The organism is Micrococcus lylae NBRC 15355, from assembly GCF_001570885.1.
Classification (GTDB): Bacteria; Actinomycetota; Actinomycetes; order Actinomycetales; family Micrococcaceae; genus Micrococcus; species Micrococcus lylae.
In genome coordinates this window covers 32,090-57,372 of record NZ_BCSN01000001.1, presented here as the reverse complement: position 1 = coordinate 57,372, position 25,283 = coordinate 32,090, and the positions used below count along the sequence as shown (strand labels likewise).

General features: G+C 70.4%; 21 protein-coding genes. 5 read left to right on the top strand and 16 right to left on the bottom strand.

The genetic code is table 11. The annotated features are described in order from the left end of the window. Positions 1-6: 6 nt before the first annotated feature. The 7 genes from MLY01S_RS00225 to MLY01S_RS00195 form a co-directional block, all read right to left on the bottom strand. Complete coding sequence (locus MLY01S_RS00225; protein ID WP_067188026.1) at positions 7-432, bottom strand: hypothetical protein; 426 nt, start codon at positions 430-432, stop codon at positions 7-9. Positions 433-465: 33 nt separating this feature from the next. Then, on the bottom strand, positions 466-1,749 hold the full coding sequence (locus MLY01S_RS00220) for an ABC transporter permease (RefSeq protein WP_067188023.1): 1,284 nt from the start codon (positions 1,747-1,749) through the stop codon (positions 466-468). Next, complete coding sequence (locus MLY01S_RS00215) at positions 1,746-2,591, bottom strand: ABC transporter ATP-binding protein (RefSeq protein WP_082739464.1); 846 nt, start codon at positions 2,589-2,591, stop codon at positions 1,746-1,748. The genes MLY01S_RS00220 and MLY01S_RS00215 overlap by 4 nt, the downstream gene beginning before the upstream one ends. 173 nt (positions 2,592-2,764) lie before the next feature. Then, positions 2,765-3,841, bottom strand: a complete 1,077-nt coding sequence (trpS, locus tag MLY01S_RS00210) for a tryptophan--tRNA ligase (protein WP_067188019.1) — start codon at positions 3,839-3,841, stop codon at positions 2,765-2,767. A 74-nt stretch (positions 3,842-3,915) separates the two neighbouring features. Next, on the bottom strand, positions 3,916-4,842 hold the full coding sequence (locus tag MLY01S_RS00205; protein ID WP_082739463.1) for an exodeoxyribonuclease III: 927 nt from the start codon (positions 4,840-4,842) through the stop codon (positions 3,916-3,918). A gap of 1 nt (position 4,843) precedes the next feature. After that, complete coding sequence (locus MLY01S_RS00200) at positions 4,844-5,380, bottom strand: hypothetical protein (RefSeq protein WP_067188016.1); 537 nt, start codon at positions 5,378-5,380, stop codon at positions 4,844-4,846. 189 nt (positions 5,381-5,569) lie between these two features. After that, on the bottom strand, positions 5,570-6,151 hold the full coding sequence (locus tag MLY01S_RS00195; protein ID WP_167635482.1) for a VanZ family protein: 582 nt from the start codon (positions 6,149-6,151) through the stop codon (positions 5,570-5,572). Between the two features lie 586 nt (positions 6,152-6,737). Here MLY01S_RS00195 and MLY01S_RS00190 point away from each other — a divergent pair. Beyond that, positions 6,738-8,222 carry an MFS transporter gene (locus MLY01S_RS00190; protein WP_245232049.1) on the top strand — a complete coding sequence of 495 codons (1,485 nt, stop codon included), beginning with the start codon at positions 6,738-6,740 and terminating at the stop codon, positions 8,220-8,222. A gap of 24 nt (positions 8,223-8,246) precedes the next feature. Here MLY01S_RS00190 and MLY01S_RS13085 read toward each other — a convergent pair whose 3' ends face one another. The 4 genes from MLY01S_RS13085 to glyA all read right to left on the bottom strand — a co-directional run bounded on the left by MLY01S_RS13085 (position 8,247) and on the right by glyA (position 13,542). Next, on the bottom strand, positions 8,247-10,223 hold the full coding sequence (locus MLY01S_RS13085; RefSeq protein WP_135103235.1) for an ABC transporter permease: 1,977 nt from the start codon (positions 10,221-10,223) through the stop codon (positions 8,247-8,249). Positions 10,224-10,225: 2 nt separating this feature from the next. Continuing rightward, positions 10,226-11,218: an ABC transporter ATP-binding protein gene (locus MLY01S_RS00180; protein WP_067188292.1), complete on the bottom strand. Its 993-nt coding sequence runs from the start codon at positions 11,216-11,218 to the stop codon at positions 10,226-10,228. Between the two features lie 132 nt (positions 11,219-11,350). Next, positions 11,351-12,256 (bottom strand): bifunctional methylenetetrahydrofolate dehydrogenase/methenyltetrahydrofolate cyclohydrolase, encoded by a 906-nt coding sequence (locus MLY01S_RS00175; RefSeq protein ID WP_067188289.1) that lies wholly within the window; start codon positions 12,254-12,256, stop codon positions 11,351-11,353. Positions 12,257-12,264: 8 nt separating this feature from the next. Then, complete coding sequence (gene glyA / locus MLY01S_RS00170; protein WP_067188012.1) at positions 12,265-13,542, bottom strand: serine hydroxymethyltransferase; 1,278 nt, start codon at positions 13,540-13,542, stop codon at positions 12,265-12,267. A gap of 268 nt (positions 13,543-13,810) precedes the next feature. Here glyA and MLY01S_RS00165 point away from each other — a divergent pair, with 268 nt between their 5' ends. Beyond that, a complete protein-coding gene (locus MLY01S_RS00165; protein WP_067188009.1) occupies positions 13,811-15,295 on the top strand; it encodes a catalase in 1,485 nt (494 codons plus the stop codon). 104 nt (positions 15,296-15,399) lie between these two features. Here MLY01S_RS00165 and MLY01S_RS00160 read toward each other — a convergent pair whose 3' ends face one another. After that, entirely contained in the window at positions 15,400-17,727 is a 2,328-nt protein-coding gene (locus tag MLY01S_RS00160) for a hypothetical protein (RefSeq protein ID WP_067188006.1), read from the bottom strand. A gap of 150 nt (positions 17,728-17,877) precedes the next feature. Between MLY01S_RS00160 and purU the strand changes: the two genes are divergently transcribed. The 3 genes from purU to MLY01S_RS00145 all read left to right on the top strand — a co-directional run bounded on the left by purU (position 17,878) and on the right by MLY01S_RS00145 (position 20,424). Further along, positions 17,878-18,801: a formyltetrahydrofolate deformylase gene (gene purU / locus MLY01S_RS00155; RefSeq protein ID WP_067188004.1), complete on the top strand. Its 924-nt coding sequence runs from the start codon at positions 17,878-17,880 to the stop codon at positions 18,799-18,801. Between the two features lie 127 nt (positions 18,802-18,928). Then, positions 18,929-19,450 (top strand): gamma carbonic anhydrase family protein, encoded by a 522-nt coding sequence (locus tag MLY01S_RS00150; RefSeq protein ID WP_067188001.1) that lies wholly within the window; start codon positions 18,929-18,931, stop codon positions 19,448-19,450. Positions 19,451-19,452: 2 nt separating this feature from the next. Beyond that, a complete protein-coding gene (locus MLY01S_RS00145) occupies positions 19,453-20,424 on the top strand; it encodes a D-isomer specific 2-hydroxyacid dehydrogenase family protein (RefSeq protein WP_245232048.1) in 972 nt (323 codons plus the stop codon). Between the two features lie 159 nt (positions 20,425-20,583). Here the strand turns inward: MLY01S_RS00145 and MLY01S_RS00140 are convergent, their stop codons facing one another. The 4 genes from MLY01S_RS00140 to MLY01S_RS00125 all read right to left on the bottom strand — a co-directional run bounded on the left by MLY01S_RS00140 (position 20,584) and on the right by MLY01S_RS00125 (position 25,182). After that, complete coding sequence (locus tag MLY01S_RS00140; protein WP_067187993.1) at positions 20,584-21,951, bottom strand: ABC transporter ATP-binding protein; 1,368 nt, start codon at positions 21,949-21,951, stop codon at positions 20,584-20,586. A gap of 35 nt (positions 21,952-21,986) precedes the next feature. Then, positions 21,987-22,808, bottom strand: a complete 822-nt coding sequence (locus tag MLY01S_RS00135) for a carbohydrate ABC transporter permease (RefSeq protein ID WP_067188286.1) — start codon at positions 22,806-22,808, stop codon at positions 21,987-21,989. Positions 22,809-22,924: 116 nt separating this feature from the next. After that, complete coding sequence (locus tag MLY01S_RS00130) at positions 22,925-23,872, bottom strand: carbohydrate ABC transporter permease (protein ID WP_067187992.1); 948 nt, start codon at positions 23,870-23,872, stop codon at positions 22,925-22,927. Then, complete coding sequence (locus MLY01S_RS00125; protein ID WP_067187989.1) at positions 23,869-25,182, bottom strand: extracellular solute-binding protein; 1,314 nt, start codon at positions 25,180-25,182, stop codon at positions 23,869-23,871. The genes MLY01S_RS00130 and MLY01S_RS00125 overlap by 4 nt, the downstream gene beginning before the upstream one ends. Between the last annotated feature and the right edge of the window lie 101 nt (positions 25,183-25,283).

The following is a 25,283-nucleotide window of genomic DNA, read 5'->3' as shown; positions in this document are numbered from 1 at the left end:
TGCTTCTCAGCCGTCGCGGCGGGCATTGAACCAGGCGGTGACCTGGGCGTGGAAGGCCTGGGTGATCCAGAAGGCGCCGGCGGCGAGCACCAGCACGGCGGTCACCACGGAGAAGAGCGTGATGCTGCCGGTGGCCGCCGTGCGGAAGACGAGGGACAGCAGGGTCCCGAGCATGACCAGGACGGTGAAGACCAGGCCTGCCCAACGGGCACCGTCCGAGACCTTCATCAGTCCGGCGAGCACGCCGGCGCCGATGATCAGGGCCCCGGCGCCCGTGGTGAGGGCGCTGGGCATCGGTCCCACGGCGAAGGCGTAGACCACCACGGTCAGCACCACCACGGGCATCAGCCGGACGACGTTCCCCCAGCGGGGCGGGCGGTCGTCCAGGAGCCAGCGCGGATCGTCGGGGTCTCGGCGTGTGTGCATGTCCATGCCTCCAAGGATGGCAGGCGGACCGGGGGCCGGTCACTCGTAACGCAGCGAGGTGATCGGGTCCTTGCGCGCCGCCCGCACCGCGGGCAGGGCGCCGGCCACGAAGGCGATGCCTACGATCAGCGCCACGATGCCGAGCACGGACAGCGGCTCCACGGCGAACAGCTGCAGCCCGGTGACGTCCTTGAGCGGACCGTCCACGAGCAGACGGTTGCCCACGAGTCCCACGGCCAGCCCCCCTCCGACGCCGATCAGCGAGCCCATCAGGCCGATCACCACGGCCTCCATGGAGAACAGCCCGAAGACCCTGCCGCTGGTCATGCCGAGCGACTTCATCAGGCCGATCTCCCGGGTGCGCTCCTGCACGGACATCAGCAGGGTGTTGATGATGCCGAAGGACGCCGCCAGCAGGGCGATCAGGCCGAAGCCGTTGAACACCCAGGTCACCGCGTCGATCACGCCGCGGATCATGCCCAGCTGGTCCTCCAGCGTCTGCGCGGTGTAGCCCTCGTCCGCCAGGGCCTGCTTCACGGCCGCCTCGTTGGCCTCCATGTCCTGCACGGTCACGGTGGCGTTGAACCAGGTGTCCCGCTGCTCCTCGGGCAGCCCCTCGGTCTGGATCTCGTGCAGCGCTTCCTCCACCTTCACCGACGGCACGGGGCCGGCTCCGGAGCCGGAGGCGAGGGTCTCGGTCACCCCCACCACCTCGGCCTCCACGGAGCCCTCCTCGCCGAGCGGGTCGGAGGCCACGAGCGTCACCGTCTCCCCCAGCACGTCCTCGGGGTCCCTGCCGCCGAGGGTCTCCACCCAGGCGAGCGGGACGGTGACCTCGTCCGCGTCCTCGGCGGGCATGCGCCCGGCGGCCGTGGAGGCGGTCTCGGTCTCGAAGGAGGAGCCCATGAAGGCCACCTGCCACTTCTTGCCGTCGGCCGTCTGGACGTAGTCCGGCTCCACCAAGCGGGTGGTCTCCACCTCGCTGATGTGCTCGATCCCCTCGATGGTGTCGACGTCCTTCTGCGTCAGCAGGGGCATGCCGAACATCTCGCCGGCCCCAGCCTCCTCCGCGTCGTACTCGGCGGGGGCGCTGTTGGTGGGCATGCCGGTGACCATGTCCGCCTGCTTGGAGACGTAGAGCTCGTCGGGGGCGCCGAAGCCCTCCACCATGGTGTCCACGTAGCGGTTGACGCCGGCGCCGAGGCCGGAGGTGAGGGTGAGGGCGAACGCGCCGATCACGATCGCGATGACCGTCAGGATGGTGCGCAGCTTGGAGCGCAGGGTGTTGGTCAGGGCGGTGCCGAACAGGTCTGCGGTCTTCATCGGTCCTCCTCCTTCCCGACGACGGCCGCGCGGCTCGCCGTTCCGTCCGCCGTCGCCATGTGCCCGCCGGGGGCGGCTCCCGCCGCCGGGGCGGCGACGGGCGCATCGGAGACGATCTGCCCGTCCTGCAGTTCGACGCGCCGGCCGCAGCGGGCGGCGAGGTCCTCATCGTGGGTGACGACCACGAGGGTGATGCCCTCGTCCCGGTTGAGGCCGAAGAGGATGTCCTCCACCACCGCCGAGGTGGCGGTGTCCAGGTTGCCGGTGGGCTCGTCCGCGAACAGCACCGTCGGGTTGTTCACGAGCGCGCGGGCGATGCACACGCGCTGTTTCTGGCCGCCGGAGAGGTCGGTGGCGCGGTTGTCCGCCTTCTCCGCCAACTCCAGGCGCTCGAGCACCTCCATGCCGCGGCGGCGCCGCTCGCTGCGCGGCACACCGGCGATCTTCAGCGGCAGCACCACGTTCTCCAGCACGGTCTGGGCCGGGTTGAGGAAGAACTGCTGGAACACGAACCCGAAGGTCTCGTTGCGCAGCTGTGCCACGGCCTTCGCCTTCAGCTCGGACACCGGCCGTCCGTCCATGGCGACCACGCCGTGGGAGGGCCGGTCCAGCAGGGCCAGCAGGTGCATGAGCGTGGACTTGCCGGAGCCGGACTTGCCCACGATCGCCACGGACTCCCCGCGCCCGATCTGCAGGGTGAGTCCGCGCAGGGCGTCGAAGCGGGCCTCGCCCTGGCCGTAGGACTTCACGAGGTTCTCGGTCTCCAGGATCGGATCGGCGGCGGGTCGGCCGGCTGGGGTCTCGGGTGGGGCCGGGTCGGTCGGCGGCGCTGCGGTGGCCATGCGTCCCTCTCGTCGTCGGTTGCTGCGGACCGGGGCGAGCCGAGCGCGGCAGGCGGGCGGCCGTCGTCGGGAATCCCCCGGCACCACCAGTGTCCTGCAGAGAGCACGGCGGGGACCTCCCCCCTCAGGAGGAGATCCCCGCCGTGCGTCTGCGATCTTCGGTGCAGTCGGACTCAGCCGACCGGCGGCAGGAAGCCGACCTTCCGGTAGACGTCCTCCAGCACCGGGGTGGCGACCTCGCGGGCCTTCTGGGCTCCGGCGGCGAGCAGGCGGTCCAGCTCGGCCGGGTCCTCGAGCAGGCCGAGGGCCCGTTCGCGGATGGGGGTCACGGCCTCCACCACGGCGTCCGCGACCGCGACCTTCAGGTGGCCGTACATCTTGCCCTCGAACTCGGCCTCGAGCTCGGCGATCGGCTTCTGGGTCACCGCGGACAGGATGGTCAGCAGGTTGGACACGCCCGGCTTCTGGTCGCGGTCGAAGCGGACCTCGGTGCCGGTGTCCGTGACGGCGGACTTGATGCGCTTGGCGATCACCTTCGGCTCGTCGAGGATGTTGATCAGGCCGTTCGGGGACTGGGCGGACTTGGACATCTTGGAGGTCGGGTCCTGCAGGTCATAGATGCGGGCGCCGGCCTCCGGGTAGAAGCCGGTCGGCAGCACGAACGTCTCCCCGTAATGGTGGTTGAACCGCTGGGCGAGGTCGCGGGTGAGCTCCACGTGCTGGCGCTGGTCGTCGCCCACGGGCACCCCGTGCGGCTGGTAGAGCAGGATGTCGGCGGCCATGAGCATCGGGTAGGCCAGCAGCCCCACGCCGGCGGCGTCCGTGCCCTGCTTGGCGGCCTTGTCCTTGAACTGCGTCATGCGCATCGCCTCGCCCATGCCGGTCATGCAGGTCAGCACCCAGGCCAGCTGGGCGTGCTCGGGCACCTGGGACTGGACGAACAGGGTGGAGCGCTCCGGGTCGATGCCGCCGGCGATGTACTGGGCGGCGGCCACGCGGGTGCGCTGGGCCAGGGAGGCCGGGTCCTGCGGCACGGTGATGGCGTGCAGGTCCGGGATGAAGAAGTAGGAGTCGAAGTCGTCCTGGGTGCGGACCCAGTTCACCAGTGCGCCCAGGTAGTTGCCCAGGTGCAGGGAGTCGGCCGAGGGCTGCATGCCGGAGAGCACGCGGTGGCCGGTGCCGGCGCCGGCCAGGTGGGCGGTGGTGGACGGATCCTTGGCCAGGACGTCGGCCACGGTGTTCTTCGTCATTGCTCTTCTTGTCTCTTCGTGTCTGCTGCGCGGCGGCCGCGCATGGCTGCTGCGGGCGTCCCGGGGCGGGGCGCTCAGTACTGGTAGTCGGCCACGAGCGGGGCGTGGTCGGAGAAGCGGGTGCCCCAGGACGGGGCGCGGTCCACCACGGCGGCGGTGGCGCGGTCCGCGAGGGACGGGGTGGCCATGTGGTAGTCGATGCGCCAGCCGGCGTCGTTGTCGAACGCCTTGCCGCGCATGGACCACCAGGTGTAGGGGCCGGCCACGTCCCCGGCGAGGGTGCGGGCCACGTCCACGTAGCCGAGCTCGCCGAAGAAGCGGTCGAAGTAGGCGCGCTCCTCGGGCAGGAAGCCGGCCTTCTTCAGGTTGCCCTTCCAGTTCTTGATGTCCCGTTCGGTGTGGCCGACGTTGAGGTCGCCGGTGATCAGGACCTCGTTCCCGGTGGCGGCGAGCTCGGGCAGGCGGTGGACCATCTCGTCCAGGAAGCGGTACTTGTCCTCCTGCTTGGGGGTGCCGACGCCGCCGGTGTGCACGTAGGCGGACACCACGGTGAGCAGGGAGCCGTCCGGCAGGCGCACGTCGGCCTCGATCCAGCGGCCCCGGTCGTTGACGTGGCCGTCCTCGTCCCGCAGGCCGCGGCGGACGTCCTCGATGGGGAACCGGGAGGCGATCGCCACGCCGGCGCGGCCCTTGGCGGCGGCCTCCACGTCCACCAGGTGCACCTCGTCCCAGGCGCCGTCCACGATCTCCGGGACCAGCGCGGCGGTGATCTCCTGCGGGGCCCGGACCTCCTGGAGGGTCATGATGTCCACGCCGCGGCCGGCGAACCAGCCGATCATGCCCTTGCGGTGGGAGGCGCGGATGCCGTTGACGTTGACCGAGGCGATGCGCACCGCGCCCTCGGCCTTGGGGGCGCCGGCGTTGGCGTGGATGATCGGCTCGCCCTCGGCGGGCTCGGGGTATTTGCCGGTGACGGGGTCCTTCTGCGGCAGCTGCGCCATGTCAGCCCACCACCGTTCCGGACACCGGGCCCTCGTCCTCGCCCTTGCGGGCGTGGTCGCCCTTGATCATGTCCCGCGCGTTGGAGGCGGTGATGTCGATGGTCTCCAGCGCCCTGTCCACCATGTCCCGGTCCAGCTCGCCGGAGGCGAGCTGCTCGCGCACCACCTTCACCTGCACCTGGCAGATCTTGAAGGAGTGGTCCAGCTTGGTGTCCCGCATCGGGTCCGCGGACGTCTGCGCGCCGGCGGCCACCGGGGTCTCCTGGCGGCGGGCGGTGTTGGCGACCATGGAGTCCACGCGGCGGGCGGCGCCCTGGATCCCCCTGCGCATCAGCAGGAACACGACGATCGCGAAGATCAGCCAGCCGGCGGAGATCGCCACGAGCAGCCAGCCGATGACCGAGTTCTGGTTGGCCGCGAACAGCAGCGCCACCAGCAGCACGGTGACCATCACCGCGAAGCCCAGACCGCCGACCTGCAGCCCTCCTCCTCGTGCGTTGCGGGGCGTGCCGGGGGCACCGGGCAGGGCGTTGGCCATGGGTGTGCTTCCTCTCCTCGAGGGCTCGCGTGCGGGATCAGCCTCCATTCTCCCGCACCGGCGGTGCCGGTGCCACTCGGGCCCGGACCGAGGTGAGGCGTCCCGACGACGGCACCGTCCGTCGTCGTGCCGCTGGCCTTTCCGTGGGGCGGTGGGCGCGAGGAGAACCGGGGCGCGGGACGCCGCGGCTCAGCGCGCGGCCGAGCGCGCGGCCGGGCGCGCGGCGCCGGAGGCTGGACGGGACCGGCCTCGGAGCGCGGTGGCGACGAGAGCGCCCAGGGCACCGCCGAGCACGGCCCAGAGGACGTCGTCGACGGTGATGGACCGATCGCCCGGGACCACGGTCTGCAGCAGCTCGATGCCCACTCCGAGCGCGAGGAAGACCACCGCTGTGCGGGCCACGGACCAGCGGAAGGCCCACGCCGCCACAAGCCCACCGACGGCGAACATCGCGATGTTGAACAGGGGCTCGAGGTACGAGGTGGCGGCCACGCCGTCCGCGGCGGTGAACACGGAGCGCAGTGGGACCAGGTCCACGCGGTCGGACAGGGGCCTGTCGAAGCTACCGCCCATGCCGACGGTGCCGACGAGGGTGACCACCGCGACGCCCATGAGCCACATCACGAACAGCCAGAGCGCCGTCACCCGGTCCAGGGACCAGCCGCGCGGCAGCCCCCGCCACCTCAGGACGGCCAGGACGACGGCAACGGCCACGCCGAGGCCGACGAGCAGGGGCAGGAATCCTGCGTAGGTGCTGATCCACGAGCTCATGGAGCCCTCCATTCTATTCCCTTTAATAGACCTTCACGGATACCTGATTGATCCAGTGACAACATACGTGTATCCGTCGTTTCGTTTTTCAAACACGACGCGATAAAGTCCAGGGTCCCTGCCTGTCCAGTTATAGGTAGACGTTCGATTGCAGTCCAAAACAAAGGTCGCAATATTGTTCCAGATCAAGCCACTCTTCTTCTGCAAAGTCACCGCATAGCTCCGCGCATACGAGCCAGGGGGACACGCGGGACCGGACCCCGTGATCGAAATAGAGCCCGAATTGTATGTGCGAAACTCTCTCCCCACAAGGCGAACTTTGAACGTAGCCGTAAACGTGAATCTCCCCGCAGCGAGCGCCGGTGCAGCCGACGCCACCGCCGCACCCACCACCATCGATCCAGCTCCAAGCAACATGACACGCCTATCGAGCATCGAGCCCCTCCACTCCTGTAACATCTGGTCACAATTGAACCCTGTCCGGAACATTAGCTTGAGCTTCTTGCTCTTGCAACTCTTTCTTGTCAAACCAGGCTCCTGAAGCGATCGGAACCGTTCATCGAGGCCCCTGGCCTATCCTGTCCCGGTGACCGAGACGACCCCGGAGGCCACCTCCACGCGCTTCAGCCCGGAGCAGACCCGCATCCTGCTGGTGCTGCTCATGCCGCTGTTCCTGGCCTTGATGAGCGTGTCCGTGGTGAACGTGGCGGTGCCGGCGATCGAGCGAGGCCTCGGCGCCACCGCCGCGGACCTGCAGTGGGTGCTCTCCGGCTACACCCTGACCTACGGCGTGGTGCTCGTGGCCGCCGGCCGTGCCGGCGACCTCTGGGGCCGCAAGCCGCTGTTCCTGGCCGGCATCCTCGTCTACGTGATCGGCTCGCTGCTGTCCGGGTTGGCCGCGAACGCGCTGATGCTCAACGCCTCGCGTCTGCTCATGGGCTGCGGGGCGGGCCTGTTCAACCCGCAGATCATCGGCGTCATCCAGTCCTCCTTCACCGGGCGTGCACGCGGCCGGGCCTACGGGTTCTTCGGCACCGTGATCGGCCTGGGCGTGGCGGTGGGCCCGCCTGCCGGCGGCGCGCTGCTCGGCGTGGCGGGGGACGACTGGGGCTGGCGCTGGCTGTTCCTGATGAACGTGCCGCTGGGCCTGGCCGCCCTGGTGATGGGCCTGCTCTGGCTGCACCCGCCGACGCAGACCTCAGCAGACCTGGTGCCCAGGGGGCTGAAGTACCTGGATCCGGTGGGCATGACGCTGCTGGCCGCCGCCACCGTCTGCCTGATGCTCCCGTTCATCCTCACGGACGCACTGTGGCTGCTGGCCGTAGCCGTCGTGCTGGTGATCGCCTGGTGGGCGTGGGAGGTGCGGGTGCGGCGGACCGCCGTGCAGACCGGCGTGTACCCGATGGTGGATCCGGCCCTGTTCCGCCGCCCGTCCTTCAGCCTCGGCACCCTGCAGGTGACCGTGTACATGGCCGCCATGCCGGCCGCGTTCGCCGTGGTGGCGATGTTCGCCCAGGACGGGCTGGGGCTGAGTCCGTTCCTGGCCGGCGTCTCCACCCTCGGCTCGGCACTGATGGTGGTGTCGCTCTCGGCGTGGATCGGTGCGCGGGTGGACCGGTTCGGCCCATGGTTCGTGTTCGCCGGCGGGGTGCTGGCCGTGGTCTCCGCGCTGCTGCTGATCCTGGCGTTCGCACGCGTGACGGACGGGTCCTGGCCGTTCTGGACCGTGGCACTGATCCTGCTGCCCCAGGGCGTGTCCCAGGCGCTGATCATGACCAGCACCCAGGTGCTCATGATGGACGACGTGGCCCCCCGCGAGGCCGGTGCCGCCGGTGGCGTCTCCCAGACCATCCAGCGCATCGGCACCTCCACCGGCATCGCCGCGGTGACCGGTGTGTACTTCGTCACCGCCGCCGGGATGCGGGACGCCTCCGCGCGCGAGGCCTCCGGCGCGGCCGCGGTGGACGCCCTGTGGGTCGTGCTGGTCTGCTGGTGCGTGGTGCTGGCCGTCGGTGCGGCAGACCTGGCGCGCCGCGGCGTGCAGCGCCGGCGGGAGCGCCGCACCGCCTGACGGCTCAGCGTAAGAAGGGCCTGGTCAGCGCAGGAAGAGCCTGGCCAGGCGACGCGAGGCGAACACCAGGCCCGCGGCGGCCATCACCACGAAGTACAGGATGTGCCCGGCGGTGGCCCAGGTGACCACGCCGACGGCCAGGTGCCGCATCATCTCCACCGCGTGCCACAGCGGCAGCGCCTGGATGAACCACTGCACGCCGGTGGGGTACACCTGAAGCGGGAAGAACGTGGCGGAGAACAGGAACATCGGCAGCATCACGATCATGATCCAGTCCATGTGCTGGAACGTCTTCATGTAGCTGGTCACCGCCATGCCGACCGCCGCGAACCCGAACGCCACCAGCAGCGCGCCGGGCACCATGAGCAGCGCGGTCCAGCTGGTCACCAGCCCCATCAGCGCCATGACGATCAGGAAGGACGCGGCGTACACGGCGCCGCGGAACAGCGCCATCAGGATCTCGCCGAGGGCCACGTCCAGGGGGCCGAGGCGGGTGGCGAGCATGGTCTGGTAGGTCTTCGCGTAGCGCAGCTTGAAGAAGACGTTCCAGGTGGAGTCGTACACGGCGCCGTTCATGGCGGATACCGCCAGCAGCGCCGGCGCGATGTACATGCCGTACGGGATCGGCTCTCCGTCCGGGCCGGGCAGCTCGCCGATCAGCGAGCCCAGCCCGATGCCCAGGGACAGCAGGTACAGCACCGGCTCCGCGAAGCCGGAGACGAAGACCGCCCAGTTGTTCGACTTCAGGGACAGGAACGCCCGTTCCAGCACGGCGCGGATGTTGCCGGAGTACATGCCGGACAGGGCGCCGGTGCGCACGGTGATCTCCGGCATCGGTGGGACGGCGGCGGTGCCCGGCGTCCCGACGACGGCCACTCCCCCGGGTCCTGCCGCCTCGCCGGCGGCGGTGGTCGCCTCGCCGGCGGCCTCCGCCGCCGAGGACGCGGAGGCGGCCGGGGCCGATGAGGCGCGCTCGGCGCGGCGAGACAGGACGGAACCGCGGGGCCCCTTCGTCCGCGTCACCACCGCGTCCGGGTCCGGGCGGCCGGACCGCCAGCCGAGCCGGCGGGTGTAGATCGCGACGGCCACCAGGGCGCCCGAGGCGGCCAGGCCCATCAGGTAGAGCACGTGCACCGCGGTCAGCCAGGCCGGGTTGTCCATGCCGTAGGACAGCACGCGGCCGAGCTGGGCGGCGTGCCACTGCGGGGAGATCCAACCGATCCACTGCAGGGACAGCGGCAGCTGGGTCAGCGGGTAGAACGTGGCGGAGAACAGGAACAGCGGCATCACCACGAACCGCTGGAGCAGGGCGAACTGGCCCTTCTCGTCCCGGATGGACGCGGCGAACGCCATGATCCAGGAGCCGATCGCCAGGCCGCCGAGGGTCGCGGAGAACACCTGCAGCCAGGACCACGGGGAGTCCGTGGCGCCGAAGGCCGTCATGATCAGGTAGAAGACCGTGGACTGGGCCAGGAACCGCAACGACACGGCGGTCAGATGGCCGGCGGTGATCTGCGCCGGGCTGATGGGGGTGGCCTGCGGGGCATAGTAGATCCGGTGCCACTTGAAGCCGTCCATCACCGGGTAGGAGAACTCCACGGAGGCGGTCATCAGCGCCGAGGACGCCAGCAGCGCAGGTGCGATGAACTGCAGGTACGTGGCGCCGCCCAGCACCTCGGCGGAGGCCCCGCCGCTGATCAGCGTGGCCAGGCCGAGGCCCATGGCCAGCAGGTAGACCAGCGGCTCGCCCACGGCGTTGACCACCAGCACCGAGCCGTAGCGGCGCATGGAGCGCAGCTGGTGCTCGGCGAAGTACCAGAGCCCGCGGCGCCTGACACGGCGCGCGGACTCGGCCGGACCGAAAGGAGGCTGCAGCGGGCCGGACGCCGTGGAGGTGCCGGGTGCACCGCCCTGCGCGGTGCCTGCGGCATCCTGGCGCGCGGACGAGGAGGCGGGGCGGCCGCCGGAGGAGGCGGCCGTCGTCGGGAAGGTCTCGGCCATGCTCAGTCCACCAGGGTGCGGCCGGTGAGGATGAGGAACACGTCCTCCAGGGAGGCGCGGCGGGTCAGCGCGGTGACCGGGGCGGTCACGCGGCCGGCCTCGGCGAGCGCGGTGACGGCGTCCTGGAGCTCGTCAGCGCGGTCGCCGTAGAGCAGCACACGGTCCGGGAGGACCTCGATGCGGTGCACGCGGGTCTCGGCCCGCAGCACCTCGGCGGCGGCCTCGTTGCGGTCCGTGCCGAAGCGGACCTCCAGGACCTCGCGGGAGGCGTGCTCGCGGATCAGCGCCTGCGGGGTGCCGGCGGCCATGATCTGCCCGCCGTCCACCACCACGAGCCGGTCGCAGAGCTGCTCGGCCTCGTCCATGTAGTGCGTGGTGAGCACCAGCGTGGTGCCCCGCTCCTTCAGCCGGTAGAGGCGGTCCCAGAGGATGTGGCGGGCCTGCGGGTCCAGGCCGGTGGTCGGCTCGTCCAACAGCAGCAGCTGCGGCTCGTTCACCAGGGCACGGGCGATCACCAGGCGGCGCTTCATGCCGCCGGAGAGGGCGTCGGCCTTGGTGTCCGCCTTGTCCGTGAGCTGCGCGAACTCCAGCAGCTCCAGGGACTTGGGCTTGAGGTAGGAGTAGGGCAGGCCGAAGTAGCGTCCGTAGATCAGCAGGTTGTCCCGGGCGGTGAGCTCCTCGTCCAGGTTGTCCTGCTGCGGGACCACGCCCAGGTGCGCGCGGACCGCGGGGCCGTCCTCCTCCGGGTCGATGCCCATGATGGACAGCTCTCCGGCCGTGCGCTGGGAGACGCCGGCGAGCATGCGCATGGTGGTGGACTTGCCGGCGCCGTTCGGGCCGAGCAGGCCGAAGCACTCCCCCGGTGTGACGTCCAGGTCGATGCCCTGGACCGCGTGGAAGTCGCCGTAGTGCTTGCGCAGGCCGCGGGCGCGGATGACGGACGTACCCGAGGTGCCGGCGGCGGTCTCGGTGGCGGTCTCGGTGGCGGAGGGCACGGGGGTGCCCGCAGAGGAGGTGGTGTGGCTCACGCCAGCATCCTACGCATGGACGGCACCATGACGCGGACGAGACTCCGCCCCCGACGGCTGACGCGCACAGGGGACGGCGGCCGGGTCAGCCCAGCGGGCTCAGCGGGTCTCCCCCGCCCAGTCGCCCGAGGCGGCGGCCCGCTCGGCGGCCTCCACCACGTTGGCGAGCAGCATGACGCGGGTCATCGGGCCCACGCCGCCAGGGTTCGGCGCCATCCAGGAGGCCTTCTCGGCCACGGCCGGGTCCACGTCCCCGGAGATGCGGGAACGGCCCTCGGCGTCCGTGGTCCGGGAGACGCCCACGTCCAGGACGATCACGCCCTCCTTGACCTGCTCCGGCTTCACCATGTGGGCGGAGCCGGCGGCGGCGATGACCACGTCGGCCTCGGCCAGCAGCTCGTCCAGGTTGGTGGTGCCGGTGTGCGCCAGGGTCACCGTGGCGTTGACCTCGCGGCGGGTGAGCACCAGGCCGGCGGGCCGGCCGATGGTCACGCCGCGGCCGATCACCAGCACGTGCTTGCCCGCCAGCTCCACGCCATGGCGCTTGAGCAGCTCCACGCAGCCGGCCGGAGTGCACGGCAGCGGGGAGTCCAGGTCGCCGCCCACGGAGGCGACCAGGCGGCCCAGGTTCATCGGGTGCAGGCCGTCGGCGTCCTTGGCCGGGTCGATGGCCTCGAGCACCTTCTGGGTGTCCACGTGCTTCGGCAGCGGCAGCTGCACGATGTACCCGGTGCAGTCCGGGTCCTCGTTCAGCTCGCGCACGGCCTCGAGGATCTGCTCCTCGGTGGCGTCGGCCGGCAGTTCCTTCTGGATGGAGTGGATGCCGACCTCCGCGCAGTCGCGGTGCTTGCCCGCCACGTACTTCTGCGAGCCGGGGTCCTCGCCCACCAGGACGGTGCCCAGGCCCGGGGTGAAGCCGTGCTCGGCCAGCTGCGCCACGCGTCCGCGCAGCTCGTCCTTGATGGCCGCCGCGGTGGCCTTGCCGTCCAGCTTCTGTGCTGTCATCTGGGCGGTCACCAGTTCTCGAGGCCGTCGTACAGCGGGAAGTCGTCGGCGAGCTGGGCCACGCGGCCGCGCAGCGCCTCCAGGTCCGCGCCGGGCTTGAGGGCCTCGGCGATGACGTCGGAGACCTCGCGGAACTCGGCCTCGCCGAAGCCGCGGGAGGCCAGGGCCGGGGTGCCGATGCGCAGGCCGGAGGTGGTCATCGGCGGGCGCGGGTCCCACGGGACGGAGTTGCGGTTCACGGTGATGCCGACCTCGTGCAGGATGTCCTCGCCCTGCTGGCCGTCCAGCTGCGAGTTGCGCAGGTCCACGAGCACCAGGTGGACGTCGGTGCCGCCGGTGAGGACGGAGACGCCCTGGTCCTGCATGTCCTTCGCGGAGAGGCGCTCTGCCAGGATCTGGGCGCCGGCCAGGGTGCGCTCCTGCTTGGCCTTGAACTCCTCGGAGGCCGCGATCTTGAAGGCCACGGCCTTGCCGGCGATCGCATGCATGAGCGGGCCGCCCTGCTGGCCGGGGAACACGGCCGAGTTGATCTTCTTCTTCAGGTCCTCCTTGCAGAGGATGAAGCCGGAGCGCGGGCCGGCGAGGGTCTTGTGCACGGTGGAGGAGACCACGTCCGCGTGCGGCACCGGGTTCGGGTGCAGGCCCGCGGCCACGAGGCCGGCGAAGTGGGCCATGTCCACCCAGAGCTTGGCGCCGACCTCGTCCGCGATCTCACGGAACGCGGCGAAGTCCAGCTGGCGCGGGTAGGCGGACCAGCCGGCCACGATGACCTTCGGCTTCGAGGCGAGCGCCTGCTCACGGACCTTGTCCATGTCCACGGTGTAGGTCTCCGGGTCCACCTCGTAGGCGGCGATGGTGTAGTTCTTGCCGGAGAAGTTGATCTTCATGCCGTGGGTGAGGTGGCCGCCGTGCGCCAGGGACATGCCCATCATGGTGTCCCCGTGGTCCATCAGGGCGGTCATCACGGCCACGTTCGCCTGGGCGCCGGCGTGCGGCTGCACGTTGGCGTGCTCTGCGCCGAAGAGCGCCTTGGCGCGCTCGATGGCGAGGTTCTCGGCGACGTCCACGAACTCGCAGCCGCCGTAGTAGCGGCGGCCGGGGTAGCCCTCCGCGTACTTGTTGGTCAGCACCGAGCCCTGGGTCTCGAGGATCGCGCGAGGCACGAAGTTCTCGGAGGCGATCATCTCGAGCGTGCCGCGCTGACGGCCCAGCTCGTCGGCCAGGACGGCGGCGATCTCTGGATCGACCTCGGACAGCGGGAGGGTGTTCACATCGGGCTGGGTCACGGGCTTTCCCTTCGGCGGTCGGCTGCTCCGACCCTCGGCTGGTCGGACTGCTCCGTGGACCATCCTAGCCAGGGGTGTGGCGCCGCTCGCAGCGGTGTGCGTCCATGGCCGCTTCGGCGACGACGGCCCGCACCACTTTCGCTGTGGGCGTCACCGCCGGAGCACACCGCCCCTTACAGCTTCGGACGCCAGGTGACACAGTGGAGTGAGCCCTCCGGAAGAGGGCGGAAACCCGGGCCCGGCCCGGACGGAACCGCAAGGAGTGAGCATGATCGAGAAGAAGACTCCCCACGCCACCGGATCGACGACGCAGTCGGGCGCCCCGGCCGTGTCGGACCGCCAGTCGCTGACGGTGGGCCCGGACGGCCCGGTCGTCCTGCACGACTCCCACCTCGTGGAGACACACCAGCACTTCAACCGGATGAACATCCCGGAGCGCCGTCCCCACGCGAAGGGCTCCGGCGCGTTCGGCGAGTTCGAGGTCACCGAGGACGTCTCGCAGTACACCAAGGCCCTCGTGTTCCAGCCGGGGACCAAGACCGAGATGCTCGCCCGCTTCTCCACCGTGGCCGGTGAGCTGGGCTCCCCGGACACCTGGCGCGACGTGCGCGGCTTCTCCCTCCGCTTCTACTCGGAGGAGGGCAACTACGACCTGGTCGGCAACAACACCCCGGTGTTCTTCATGCGCGACCCCATGAAGTTCACCCACTTCATCCGCTCGCAGAAGCGCCTGCCGGACTCCGGCCTGCGTGACGGCACCATGCAGTGGGACTTCTGGGCGAACAACCCGGAGACCGCCCACCAGGTCACCTATCTGATGGGCCCGCGCGGCCTGCCTCGCACCTGGGCGGAGATGAACGGCTACGGCTCCCACACCTACATGTGGGTCAACGCCGAGGGCGAGCGCTTCTGGGTGAAGTACCACTTCATCTCCCAGCAGGGCGTGCACAACTTCACCAATGACGAGGCCGTGAAGATGGCCGGCGAGAACGCCGACTACCACCGCCAGGACCTGTTCGAGTCCATCGCCGCGGGGAACTTCCCGAAGTGGGACCTGTACGTGCAGGTGATGCCGTACGAGGAGGCGAAGACCTACCGGTACAACCCGTTCGACCTGACCAAGGTGTGGTCCCAGAAGGACTACCCGCGCATCAAGGTCGGCACCATGACCCTGAACCGGAACCCGGAGAACCACTTCGCGCAGATCGAGCAGGCCGCGTTCTCCCCGGGCAACACCGTGCCGGGCATCGGCCTGTCCCCGGACCGCATGCTGCTGGCCCGCTCCTTCGCGTACCACGACGCGGCGCGCTACCGCATCGGCACGAACTTCGCGCAGCTGCCGGTCAACCAGCCCAAGTGCCCGGTCAACTCCTACACGTTCGACGGCCAGATGACGTACCACCACCAGGGCAACGCCCCGCAGTACGTCCCCAACTCCTTCGACCACTCGTGGTCCGACGAGGAGGGCCGCGTCGACAACGGCTGGGAGGCCGACGGCGAGATGACCCGCGAGTCCCAGACGCTCCGCAAGGACGACGACGACTTCGGCCAGGCCGGCATCCTGGTCCGCGAGGTGTTCTCCGACGCCGAGCGCGCCGAGTTCGTGCAGACCGTGGCCGGCGCCCTCGACGGCGTGAAGGAGCCGGTGCTCTCCAAGGCCCTCGAGTACTGGAAGAACGTGGACGCCGAGACCGGCGCCAAGATCGAGGAGGCCGTGAAGGCCGCCGCCGGAGATGAGATCCCGGGCGTCTGATCCGGCAGGACGTCCATGGGCAGACGACGGCCCCCTCACTTTTCGCAAGTGAGGGGGCCGTCGTCTGTCCGGAGCCGCGTGCGTCCGCGGCGCCTGTCAGCGGATCACTTCTTCCAGCGGCGCTCCTGGGCCTGGGCCAGCTTGTCGCGGAGGAAGGCGGCGCCCTTCACAGCACCCTTGGCGCCGGCCTCGGCGCCCTTGGCGGCCCCCTTCGCGGCCACGGAAGCGGCACCCTTGGCGGTCTCCACGATGGTCTCCTTCAGGGAGCCGTCCTCCTGACGCTTCGAGGCCGTGGCCTCGGCGGAGGTGCCGGCCGCGGTGCCGGAGGCACCCACGGACACCGGGCCCTGGGCGGCCGGGGTGTGGTGCTCGCCGAGGGCCTCCTCGGACTGGACCTCATGACGGTCGGTGCCGGCATTGCCGGTGGCGGCATTGCCGGTGGCGGCATTGCCGGTGGCGGCATTGCCGGTGGCGGCCTTGTCCGCATCAGCCTGGTCGGCGCCGACCTTGTCGGTGTCGGCTGTGCCTGCACCGGCGTCCGAGGCGCCGGCGGCGGATGCCTTGGCCTCGTCCTCGGCGATCTCGCGCCGGGCGCGCTCGGAGACCGGTCCCGCGTAGCCGGGCACGCCGGTCACGGAGTAGCCGTCCATCTGGGCGGCCGTCTCGCGTCCGGAGTCGGCGGTGTCGGTCTGCGGGGCGTCGGCAGGGCCGGAAACGGTCTGCGCGGCGTCCGCTCGGCCGGCATCGGTCTGCGCGGCGTCCGCTCGGCCGGCATCGGTCCGTGCGGCGTCGGCCGTGTCCGCACCGTCGACGTCGTCACCCTCGGCCCGGGCCTTGAGCTGCTCGTCGGTCACGGTCTCGATCTTCGTGCCGTCGGCGGTGCGGCCGGCGGTGGGCTCGTCCAGCAGGTCGCCGTGGTCCTTCTCGGTGCCCGGGACGTCAGTGCCGCTCGTCAGGGTCTGAGCGCCGTAGGTGCCTTCCTTCGGAGCCTCGGCCTTCTCGGTCCGGGCGGCGTGGGCGGCCGCACCGGCAGCCACAGCGCCGCCGGCGACGGCGGTGCCGCCCACCACGGCGGCGGTGCCTGCGCCGGAGCCCTGCGACTTTTCGGCCTCGGCGGCCTGGACGGTCTCCTTCTTGTCGGCGTCGACAGTGGCAGCCTTGTCGGCGTCGACCGCGGCGGTCTTGTCGGAGTCGACAGTGGCGGCCATGCGGTCCTCGTCCTTGGAGGACATCGCCAGGGCCGGCTCGCCGTCGGCCTGGTCGGCCTGATCAGCCTTGCCGGTCGGGGCGGTGCCCTGGCCCGTCTCGGCCTCGGCTTCGTCGACCTGCACGCCCTGACCGCCGGCCACACCGGCGGTCGCGGCGGCTGCGGTCCCGCCGACGACACCCGCCGCAGTGGCTGCGGTGGCCTGCTGGACCTGACGCTGGGAGTCGGTCACCGGCGCCGGCTCGGAGGCCGTCTCAGCGGCCTTGTCCTCGGAGCCCGTCTCAGCGGCCTTGTCCTCGGGGACGTCGGCGGCCTGCTGACCGTCTGCGGCCTCGTCCACCGTCACGCCACGGCCACCGGCCTGCACATCGGCGTCCTGGGAAACGCCGGACTTCTCGGCACCGGCACCCACGGCGCCCTTGTCCGCGACCTCACGCTCGGCGCCCTCACGATCGGCGTCCTTGTGGGCGACCTTCTGCTCAGCAGCCGGGGCGGCGGTCTTCTCGTCGGCCTTCACGGTGCCGGCCTCGTCGGCGCTTTTCTCGTCGGCCTTCACGGCGCCGCCCTCGTCGGCGTCCTTCTCGTCCTGGGACGCGGCGGCAGCACCACCGGCCACGGCACCGCCGGAGACAGCGGCAGCGGTCGTGCTGCCCGTGCCGCTCTCCTTCGGGGCGTTCGGGGCCTTGCCGTCACGAGCGGCCTCCGCCTCGGAGACCTTCTCACCCTCGGTGAACTTGATCGGCTTGCGCTTGCTCGGGTCCTTGGCATCCGGTGCGGTCGGGGTGTCCCACGGGCCTCCCTTGCCGACCTTCGCGGCGGCGTCGGCATCGGCCTCGTCCACCTGCACATCCTTGCCGCCGGCCTGCACATCGGCGTCCTTCAACACGTCCGGGTCCTGGCCGTCCTTGCCGCCGGCCTTCACGGCGCCCGAGTCCGCGGCAGCCGTGCCCGCGGCGGCCTCATCGGCCCCCTTGGCACCGTCGGCACCCTTCGCCGCCGTGACGTCCTTGGTCGCCTTCTTCCGGGGCGTCACGCGGTCGGCCCCGGCGACCTTGTCTTCGTCGCCCGGGACCACGCCGTCCTTGATGCCGGCCTTCTTCTCGCGCTGCTCCTGTTCGAGCTCGGCGTTCGCCCGGCGCTTGCCGGCGACGACGCTCAGGATGATGAGGATCAGCAGCACCACGATGATGGCGGCGATCACCACATAGACGATGGGGTTGTCCATGATGTCTCCTCTGTCTACTTCCGGTCGATGTCACTGCTGATTCCGCGGTCGCGGAGACAGTTCAGACCCGAGAATGTCACACCTTCCGCTGTGTGGTCATCGGCCGACCCCCCGGTTCGACGCGACCGTCCCCGTGGTTTGATGGCAGGCATGTCTGCCTCCGACGCCGTCCGCCTGCCCTCCCCCGCCCCCACCGGTGCAGCCGCCTCCCCCGCTGCCGGCGAGCGCGAGTTCGTCCTGACGCTGTCCTGCACCAACACCCGGGGCATCGTGCACGCGGTCTCCGGCGCCCTGCTCGAGGTGGACGCGGACATCACCGAGTCCCAGCAGTACGACTCCCCGGACACCGGCACCTTCTTCATGCGTGTGGAATTCCACACCCCGGCCGCACGCGACGCCGTGGACGCCGCCCTCGCCCCGGTCGGCGAGCGGTTCGGCATGCACCTGCAGCTCTGGGACGCCGCGGTCCGCACCCGCACGCTGGTGATGTGCTCCAAGGACGGCCACACCCTGAACGACCTGCTGTTCCAGCAGCGCGCGGGCACCCTTCCGATCGAAATTCCGGTGGTGGTCTCCAACCACCTGGACCTGCAGCCGCTGGCCTCCTTCTACGGCGTCCCGTTCATCCACGTCCCGGTCTCCGCCACCGGCACCCAGACGAAGGCCGCAGCCGAGGCCCGCCTGCGCGAGCTCATCGAGGAGTTCGACATCGACCTGGTGGTCCTCGCCCGCTACATGCAGATCCTCTCGGACGAGCTCTGCGCGGAGCTCGAGGGCCGTGCCATCAACATCCACCACTCGTTCCTGCCGTCCTTCAAGGGCGCGCGCCCCTACCACCAGGCCCATGAACGCGGCGTGAAGCTCATCGGCGCCACCGCCCACTACGTCACCGCGGACCTGGACGAGGGCCCGATCATCGCCCAGTCCGTCCAGCCGGTCACCCACGCGCAGACCGCCGCGGACTTCGTGGCCCGCGGCCGGCACGTGGAGGGCAACACCCTCGTCCAGGCCGTCCGCTGGCACGCCCAGCACCGCGTCCTGCTGGACGGGCGTCGCACGGTCGTCTTCGGCTGATCCGCACCCGTGTCCCCTTCCCGACGACGACCCTCGCCGGGAAGACGGAGGGACCCGGCCGTCGTCGTCAGGCCCCGGACGACGGCGGCGCTCGCCGCCGCCTGTCCGCTCCCCGTAGCCTGGTGACATGGCACACATCATCACCGTGAAGGGCGCTACGCCCCGCATCCACGAGTCCGTCTTCCTCGCCCCGACCGCCGCGATCACCGGCGACGTCGAGATGGCCGAGCGCTCCTCCGCCTTCTACGGCGTCTCCGCACGCGGCGACTCCGCGCCCATCCGCGTGGGCGAGGGCACCAACCTGCAGGACAACGTGGTGCTGCACGCGGATGAGGGCTTCCCCTGCGAGCTGGGCTCCGGCGTCTCCGTGGGCCACTCGGCCGTGGTGCACGGCGCGAAGGTCGGGGACGACTGCCTGATCGGCATGTCCGCCACCGTCATGAACGGCGCCACGATCGGCGCCGGCTCCCTCGTGGCCGCCGGCGCCCTCGTGCTGGAGGGCACCGAGGTCCCCGCCGGCTCCCTGGTGGCCGGTGTCCCGGCCAAGGTGCGCCGCCCGCTCTCGGACGAGGAACGCGAGTCCCTGAAGCGCAACGCAAGCATCTACCTCGAGCTGTCCGCGGCCCACAAGGCCGCCCAGGAGGGCTGAGGGTGCGCGCCGAACGCCTGCTGATCCTGCCGACGGCCGAGCAGCTGGCCGGCACCCGCTACGCCGAGGCCCGCCGCGGGCCGACGGAGGCCGTCACGCAGACGGGAGGGGCCGTCGTCGGGACGGACGGGTCACCCCACGGCGACGGCGACGCGACCGCGCTGGTGCTGCTGACCCCGATCCCGGTGGAGGACGTGCGCGCCGCACTCAAGGCGAACCCGCAGATCGACTGGGTGCAGTTCCCCTTCGCCGGGATCGAGGCCTATGTGCCGCTCGTGCGCAGCCGCCCGGAGATCACCTGGACGTCGGCGAAGGGCACCTATGCCCCGCCGGTGGCCGAGCACGCCCTGATGCTGACCCTCGCGCTGCTGCGGCATCTGCCCGAGCGCGTCACGGCGACGTCCTGGGGTCAGTGCCGGGGGAAGAGCCTCGACGGGGCCCGCGCGGTGGTGCTCGGCGGCGGGGGCATCGCACAGGAGTACATCCGACTGCTCAAGGCCTGGGACGTGCACGTCACCGCGGTGCGGCGCAGGGCGGACGACGTGCCCGGCGCGGACGTCACCGTGACGACCGACCGGTTCGACGAGGTGCTGCCCGGAGCCGACGTGGTCATGCTGGCCGCCGCCGCGACCGACCAGACCCGCGGGATCGTGGGCGCACGGCAGCTGGAGCTCATGGACGACGACGCGGTGCTGGTCAACGTCGGCCGCGGCGTGCTCGTGGACACCGACGCCGTGACCGCCGCCCTGGCCGCCGGGAAGATCCGCTCCTACGGCACGGACGTGACCGACCCCGAGCCGCTGCCGGACGGGCATCCGCTGTGGGCCGAGCCGCGCTGTCTGATCACCCCGCACACCGCCGACACCCCGGAGATGTGCATCCCGCTGCTCGATGCGCGGATCCGGCGGAACCTCGCCGCCCGCGCGGAGGGCAGGGAGCTCGAGGGGCTCGTGGACGTCGAGGGCGGGTACTGAGCCGAACACGGCGACCAACGCCACCAAGGCGGCCAAGGCGAAAGTGAGGGCAAGACACGGCGTCGAGATCGGCGAACGAGACCGTGTCTTCCCCTCACTTTTGCTGTGGGCCAGGGCCAGGGCGCCCCGGGAGCGTCAGCCCAGGACGCCCCGGGAGCGTCAGCCCTGGGCGTGGGAGCCGGTGCGGCCTTCGCCCTCGGTGCCGTGGTCGAGGTTGTCCCCGATGGCGTCCTCGGTCCGGTGCCCCGCGCCCTCCTGCTCCTTCTTCCGGTCGTTCTCCTGGGCCAGGTCGATCTGACGCTGGCGCTCCTCGCCGGCCATGCGGGTCAGCTCGGCGCCGGCCTCGGGGTCGCGGGTCAGGTTCTCACCGGTCTTCGGGTCGAAGAGGTGGATGCGGGAGGTGTCCACCCACAGGTCCACCGGGGTGCCCGGGCGGACGCGGGACTCGGCGGACAGGGTGGTCACCACCACCGGGCGCAGCTCGTCCGCGTCCATCTCCTTCGCCAGGTCGGAGAGCATGGTCTTGACCTCCGGGTCCGGGTCGAACTCGATGTGGCCGTACTGCTCGTGGCCCAGCCACTCCAGGTGGGTCAGCTCCACCTGGAAGATCGAGCCCTTGGACTTCTTGTCCTCGTCCACGAGGGAGGCGTCCTCGAAGAACTCGGGGCGCAGGCCCACGAACACCAGGTCGCGCCCCTCGGCGGCCTTGGCCTTGGCCTCCGGCACCGGGATGTCCCCGATCGGCGAGGACAGGACGTGGCGGCCGCCCTCGGACTTGAGGCTGGCGGGCAGGAAGTTCATCGACGGGGAGCCGATGAAGCCGGCCACGAACAGGTTGATCGGCTGCTCGTAGAGCTCACGCGGGGAGGCCACCTGCTGCAGCTCGCCCTTCTTCAGGACGGCCACGCGGTCGCCGAGCGTCATCGCCTCGGTCTGGTCGTGGGTCACGTAGATGGAGGTGATGCCGAGGCGGCGCTGCATCTGGGCGATCTCGGCGCGCATCTGGCCGCGCAGCTTGGCGTCCAGGTTGGACAGCGGCTCGTCGAACAGGAACGCGTCGGCCTCACGGACGATCGCACGGCCCATGGCCACGCGCTGGCGCTGGCCGCCGGAGAGGTTGCCGGGCTTGCGGTCCAGGTGGTCGTCCAGCTCCAGCATGCGGGACGCCTCGGCCACCTTGGCCTTGATCTGGTCCTCGGAGAGCTTGGCGTCCTTGTTCAGGCGCAGGGGGAACGCGATGTTCTCGAACACCGTCAGGTGCGGGTACAGCGCGTAGTTCTGGAACACCATGGCGAGGTTGCGGTCCTTCGGCGCCACCTCGTTGACGCGGCGCTCACCGATCAGCAGATCACCGTCGGTGATGTCCTCCAGGCCCACGACCATGCGCAGCAGGGTGGACTTGCCGCAGCCGGAGGGGCCCACGAGGATCACGAACTCGCCGTCGGCGATCTCCAGGTCGACGCCCTTCACCGCATGGAAGCCGTCGTCGTAGGTCTTGTGGATGTTGTTCAGGGTGATGGAGGCCATCGGTTCAGGGTCCTTTCGAAGCGTTGGTCCGGGCCTCAGCCCTTGACGGCGCCGTTGGTCAGGCCGGCCACGATCTGCTTCTGGAAGAAGAGCACCAGGAGCACGATCGGGATGGTCACGATGATCGCGGCGGCGGAGATCGCGCCGGTCGGCGACTCGAACTGCGAGGCGCCGGTGAAGAACGCCAGTGCCGCCGGCACCGGACGTGCCGTCTCCGTGGAGGTCAGCGAGATGCCGTAGACGAAGTCGTTCCAGGCGATGAAGAACGCGATGATCGCGGTGGTGAACACGCCGGGTGCGGCCAGCGGGACGATCACCTTCCTGAACGCCTGCAGCGGGGTGGCGCCGTCCACCTGGGCGGCCTGGTCCAGCTCCCACGGGATCTGCTTGAAGAACGCGGCCAGCGTCCAGATGGAGATCGGCAGGGTGAGCGAGAGGTAGGGGATGATCAGGCCGAGCCAGGTGTCGTACAGGCCGATGGTCCGCCACACGTTGAACAGCGGGGTCACCAGCGAGATCACCGGGAACATGGAGACCATCAGGGAGACCGTCAGCACCAGCCGCTTGCCGGGGAAGTCCAGGCGCGCGATCGCATAGGCGCACAGGGTGGCCAGGACGACGGCGACCACGGTGGCGATCACCGAGATGCCCACCGAGTTCCGCAGTGCCGTGAGGAACAGCTCGCGGGAGCCGCCCACGAAGATCTCCTCGTAGTTCACGGTGGACCAGGAGGTCGGCAGCAGCCGGCCGTTGGACAGGTCCGAGGGCGTCTTGAAGCTGGTGGCCAGGATGGAGAACACCGGGAACAGGCACCAGATGCCGATCAGCACGGTGAGTACCCACCAGCCGAGGGTGATCCGACCCGTCCCGGACTTCTTCCTGGCCGGAGGCGCTGCGCTGCGCCCTGCCTCCGTGCGCCCGTGCGCGGACGTGTCCGGTGCGTTGCCGGACTTGTCAGGGGTTGCCACAGTGCTCACTGGTTGCCTCCTCGGTCGGCGAGGTCCACCTTGAAGCCCTTCACCGCGATGAAGGCCATCAGCGCCACGCACAGGAACAGGATGACGGAGACCGCCGAGCCGAGGCCGATCTCCAGGCGCCCGATGGAGGTCCGGTACGCCAGCAGGGACAGTGCCTCAGTGCCGTAGGCGCCGTTGGTCATGATGAAGATGGCGTCGAAAATGCGGAAGGCGTCCATCGCGCGGAACAGGACCGCCACCATGATGGCCGCCTTCATGTTGGGCAGGATCACGCGGGTGAGGCGCTGCCAGCGGGTGGCGCCGTCCACGGCGGCCGCCTCGGTGAGGTCGCCGGGGACCTGGGCCAGGCCGGAGAGCAGCAGCAGGGAGATGAACGGGGTGGTCTTCCAGATCTCCGAGAGCATGATCACGAACAGCGCCGTGGAGCCCTGGGCGAACCAGTTGAGGTTCGCGTCCACGCCGGGCAGCCAGGACAGCCACGAGTTCATGTACCCCGAGTCGATCGAGAACATGTAGAACCACGCGAAGGCGGACACCACCGTGATGATGCCGTAGGGCACCAGGATCATGGTGCGGACCAGCCCCTTGGTGGACTTGATCGCATGGTGCATCACCAGGGCCAGGAGGAAGCCGAGCACGAGCTCGACCGCCACGGTGACCACCGTGATGAGCAGTGTGACGCCCAGGTCGGACCAGAACACGGGGTCGGTGAGGATGGTGCCGTAGTTCTTCAGGCCCACGAACTCCTTGTCCGCCGGCGCGGTCAGGCGGAAGCTGAACAGGGAGTCCCAGACGGCCTGGACGATGGGGTACAGCACCACGAACAGCATGATGAGGAACGCCGGGGCGGCCAGCATCATGCCGAGGCGGGCCTCGGACTTCGCACGGGCGGAGCGGACGCGGCGGCGCCCGGATGCGCGCTCGGGGGCGGACACGGTGCTCACAGGAGGCGCTCCCCTCGGAGGATCTGCTCGATGAAGGTGTTCGTCTCCTCCGGCGTGGTGGCGGGGTTGACGCCGGAGACCGGCGCGTAGCGCTGCTGGATGGCCGTGGAGACCTCGTTGTAGTACGGCGTCTGCGGTCGCGGCTTCGCGATGTCCAGGGAGTCGCGGATCGCGTCCGCCATGGGGTAGGCGTCCTTGATGCGCTCGTCCTCGTAGGCCTTCGGGTCTGCCGGCGGGTTGCCGTTGGTGACGAAGTAGTCCGCCTGGTGTTCGGCGGAGGTGATGCAGGAGACGGCATCCCAGGCCAGGTCCTGATGCTCGGACTTCGCGCCGACCCCCAGGTTGATGCCGCCCAGCGGCGGTGCGGCCTCGTGCCCCTCGACGGTCTGCGGGTAGGTGGTCCAGCCGATGTCCTCCGGGAGGTCCTCGGGCAGGTCTCCCGCCTCGACCGAGGCGTTGGTGGCCGCCCAGATGAACGGCCAGTTCACCATGAACGAGCCCTTGTCCCCCTGGAACTGCAGCATCGCCTCGTTCTCACGCTGGGTCGGCAGGCCGGGGCCGCCGAGGCCCTTCTTGCCGATGGTCGAGACGATCTCGGCGGCCTTCGTGCCGGCCTCACCGGCGAGGTTGGTGGTCATCTCGTCCGCCGAGGCCTCAGGGTCCACGATGATCTCGTCCCCGCCGCCGGCGACGAGCGCGTTGAGCCACACGGTCATGGACTCCGCGCGGGCCCCCTGGACGCCGAGGTACTTGTCCTCGGCCTCGGCGGCCTCGATCAGCTGGTCCCAGGTGACCGGCTTGTCCATGTCCAGTCCGGCGGCCTCGGCCACCGACTTGCGGTACCAGAGCAGCTGCGTGTTGGCCCAGAACGGGACGGTCACGAGCTCGTCCTTCCACGTCGCGCCGGCGAGCGCGCCGTCGAGGGTGTTCTCCTGCGCGGTCTTCTGCAGCTCCTGGGGCACCGGCGCCAGGAAGCCGGGCTCGGCGAGCTCGGGCACGAACGGCGGGTCCAGGGACATGATGTCCATGGACGAGTCGCCGGCGGCGAGGCGACGGGTGAGCTGCTCCCGCTGCGCGGAGGCCTCGGTGGGGAGCATGGAGGTCTCGATGCGGTACCTCCCGTCGGATGCCTCGGTGCACTGCTGGGCGATGGTTGCCTGGCCGCCGTCGTCCGGATTCGTGTACCAGGTCAGCACCGGAGTGCCTCCGCCGTCGTCGGCGGCGCATCCGCTCAAGACCAGGGCGGCGGCGGCCAGGCCGGTCGCCGCGAGCATCCGGCCCCGGCCGCACCGGGTGGGGGGAGTCGTCATGGCGGGGATTCCTTGTCGTCCGTCTTCCGGGTGATCTGCGCTACACCCTAGACCCTTCGCCGTCCGTCAGCACGCACCGTGCCCCTACGGGGCCCTGTTTC

Coding starts and splice junctions, on each gene's coding strand:
- MLY01S_RS00225 (WP_067188026.1), bottom strand. CDS start 432: ATGGACATGCACACACGCCGAGACCCCGACGATCCGCGCTGGCTCCTG.
- MLY01S_RS00220 (WP_067188023.1), bottom strand. CDS start 1,749: ATGAAGACCGCAGACCTGTTCGGCACCGCCCTGACCAACACCCTGCGC.
- MLY01S_RS00215 (WP_082739464.1), bottom strand. CDS start 2,591: ATGGCCACCGCAGCGCCGCCGACCGACCCGGCCCCACCCGAGACCCCA.
- trpS (WP_067188019.1), bottom strand. CDS start 3,841: ATGACGAAGAACACCGTGGCCGACGTCCTGGCCAAGGATCCGTCCACC.
- MLY01S_RS00205 (WP_082739463.1), bottom strand. CDS start 4,842: ATGGCGCAGCTGCCGCAGAAGGACCCCGTCACCGGCAAATACCCCGAG.
- MLY01S_RS00200 (WP_067188016.1), bottom strand. CDS start 5,380: ATGGCCAACGCCCTGCCCGGTGCCCCCGGCACGCCCCGCAACGCACGA.
- MLY01S_RS00195 (WP_167635482.1), bottom strand. CDS start 6,151: ATGAGCTCGTGGATCAGCACCTACGCAGGATTCCTGCCCCTGCTCGTC.
- MLY01S_RS13085 (WP_135103235.1), bottom strand. CDS start 10,223: ATGGCCGAGACCTTCCCGACGACGGCCGCCTCCTCCGGCGGCCGCCCC.
- MLY01S_RS00175 (WP_067188289.1), bottom strand. CDS start 12,256: ATGACAGCACAGAAGCTGGACGGCAAGGCCACCGCGGCGGCCATCAAG.
- MLY01S_RS00165 (WP_067188009.1), top strand. CDS start 13,811: ATGATCGAGAAGAAGACTCCCCACGCCACCGGATCGACGACGCAGTCG.
- MLY01S_RS00160 (WP_067188006.1), bottom strand. CDS start 17,727: ATGGACAACCCCATCGTCTATGTGGTGATCGCCGCCATCATCGTGGTG.
- purU (WP_067188004.1), top strand. CDS start 17,878: ATGTCTGCCTCCGACGCCGTCCGCCTGCCCTCCCCCGCCCCCACCGGT.
- MLY01S_RS00150 (WP_067188001.1), top strand. CDS start 18,929: ATGGCACACATCATCACCGTGAAGGGCGCTACGCCCCGCATCCACGAG.
- MLY01S_RS00140 (WP_067187993.1), bottom strand. CDS start 21,951: ATGGCCTCCATCACCCTGAACAACATCCACAAGACCTACGACGACGGC.
- MLY01S_RS00125 (WP_067187989.1), bottom strand. CDS start 25,182: ATGACGACTCCCCCCACCCGGTGCGGCCGGGGCCGGATGCTCGCGGCG.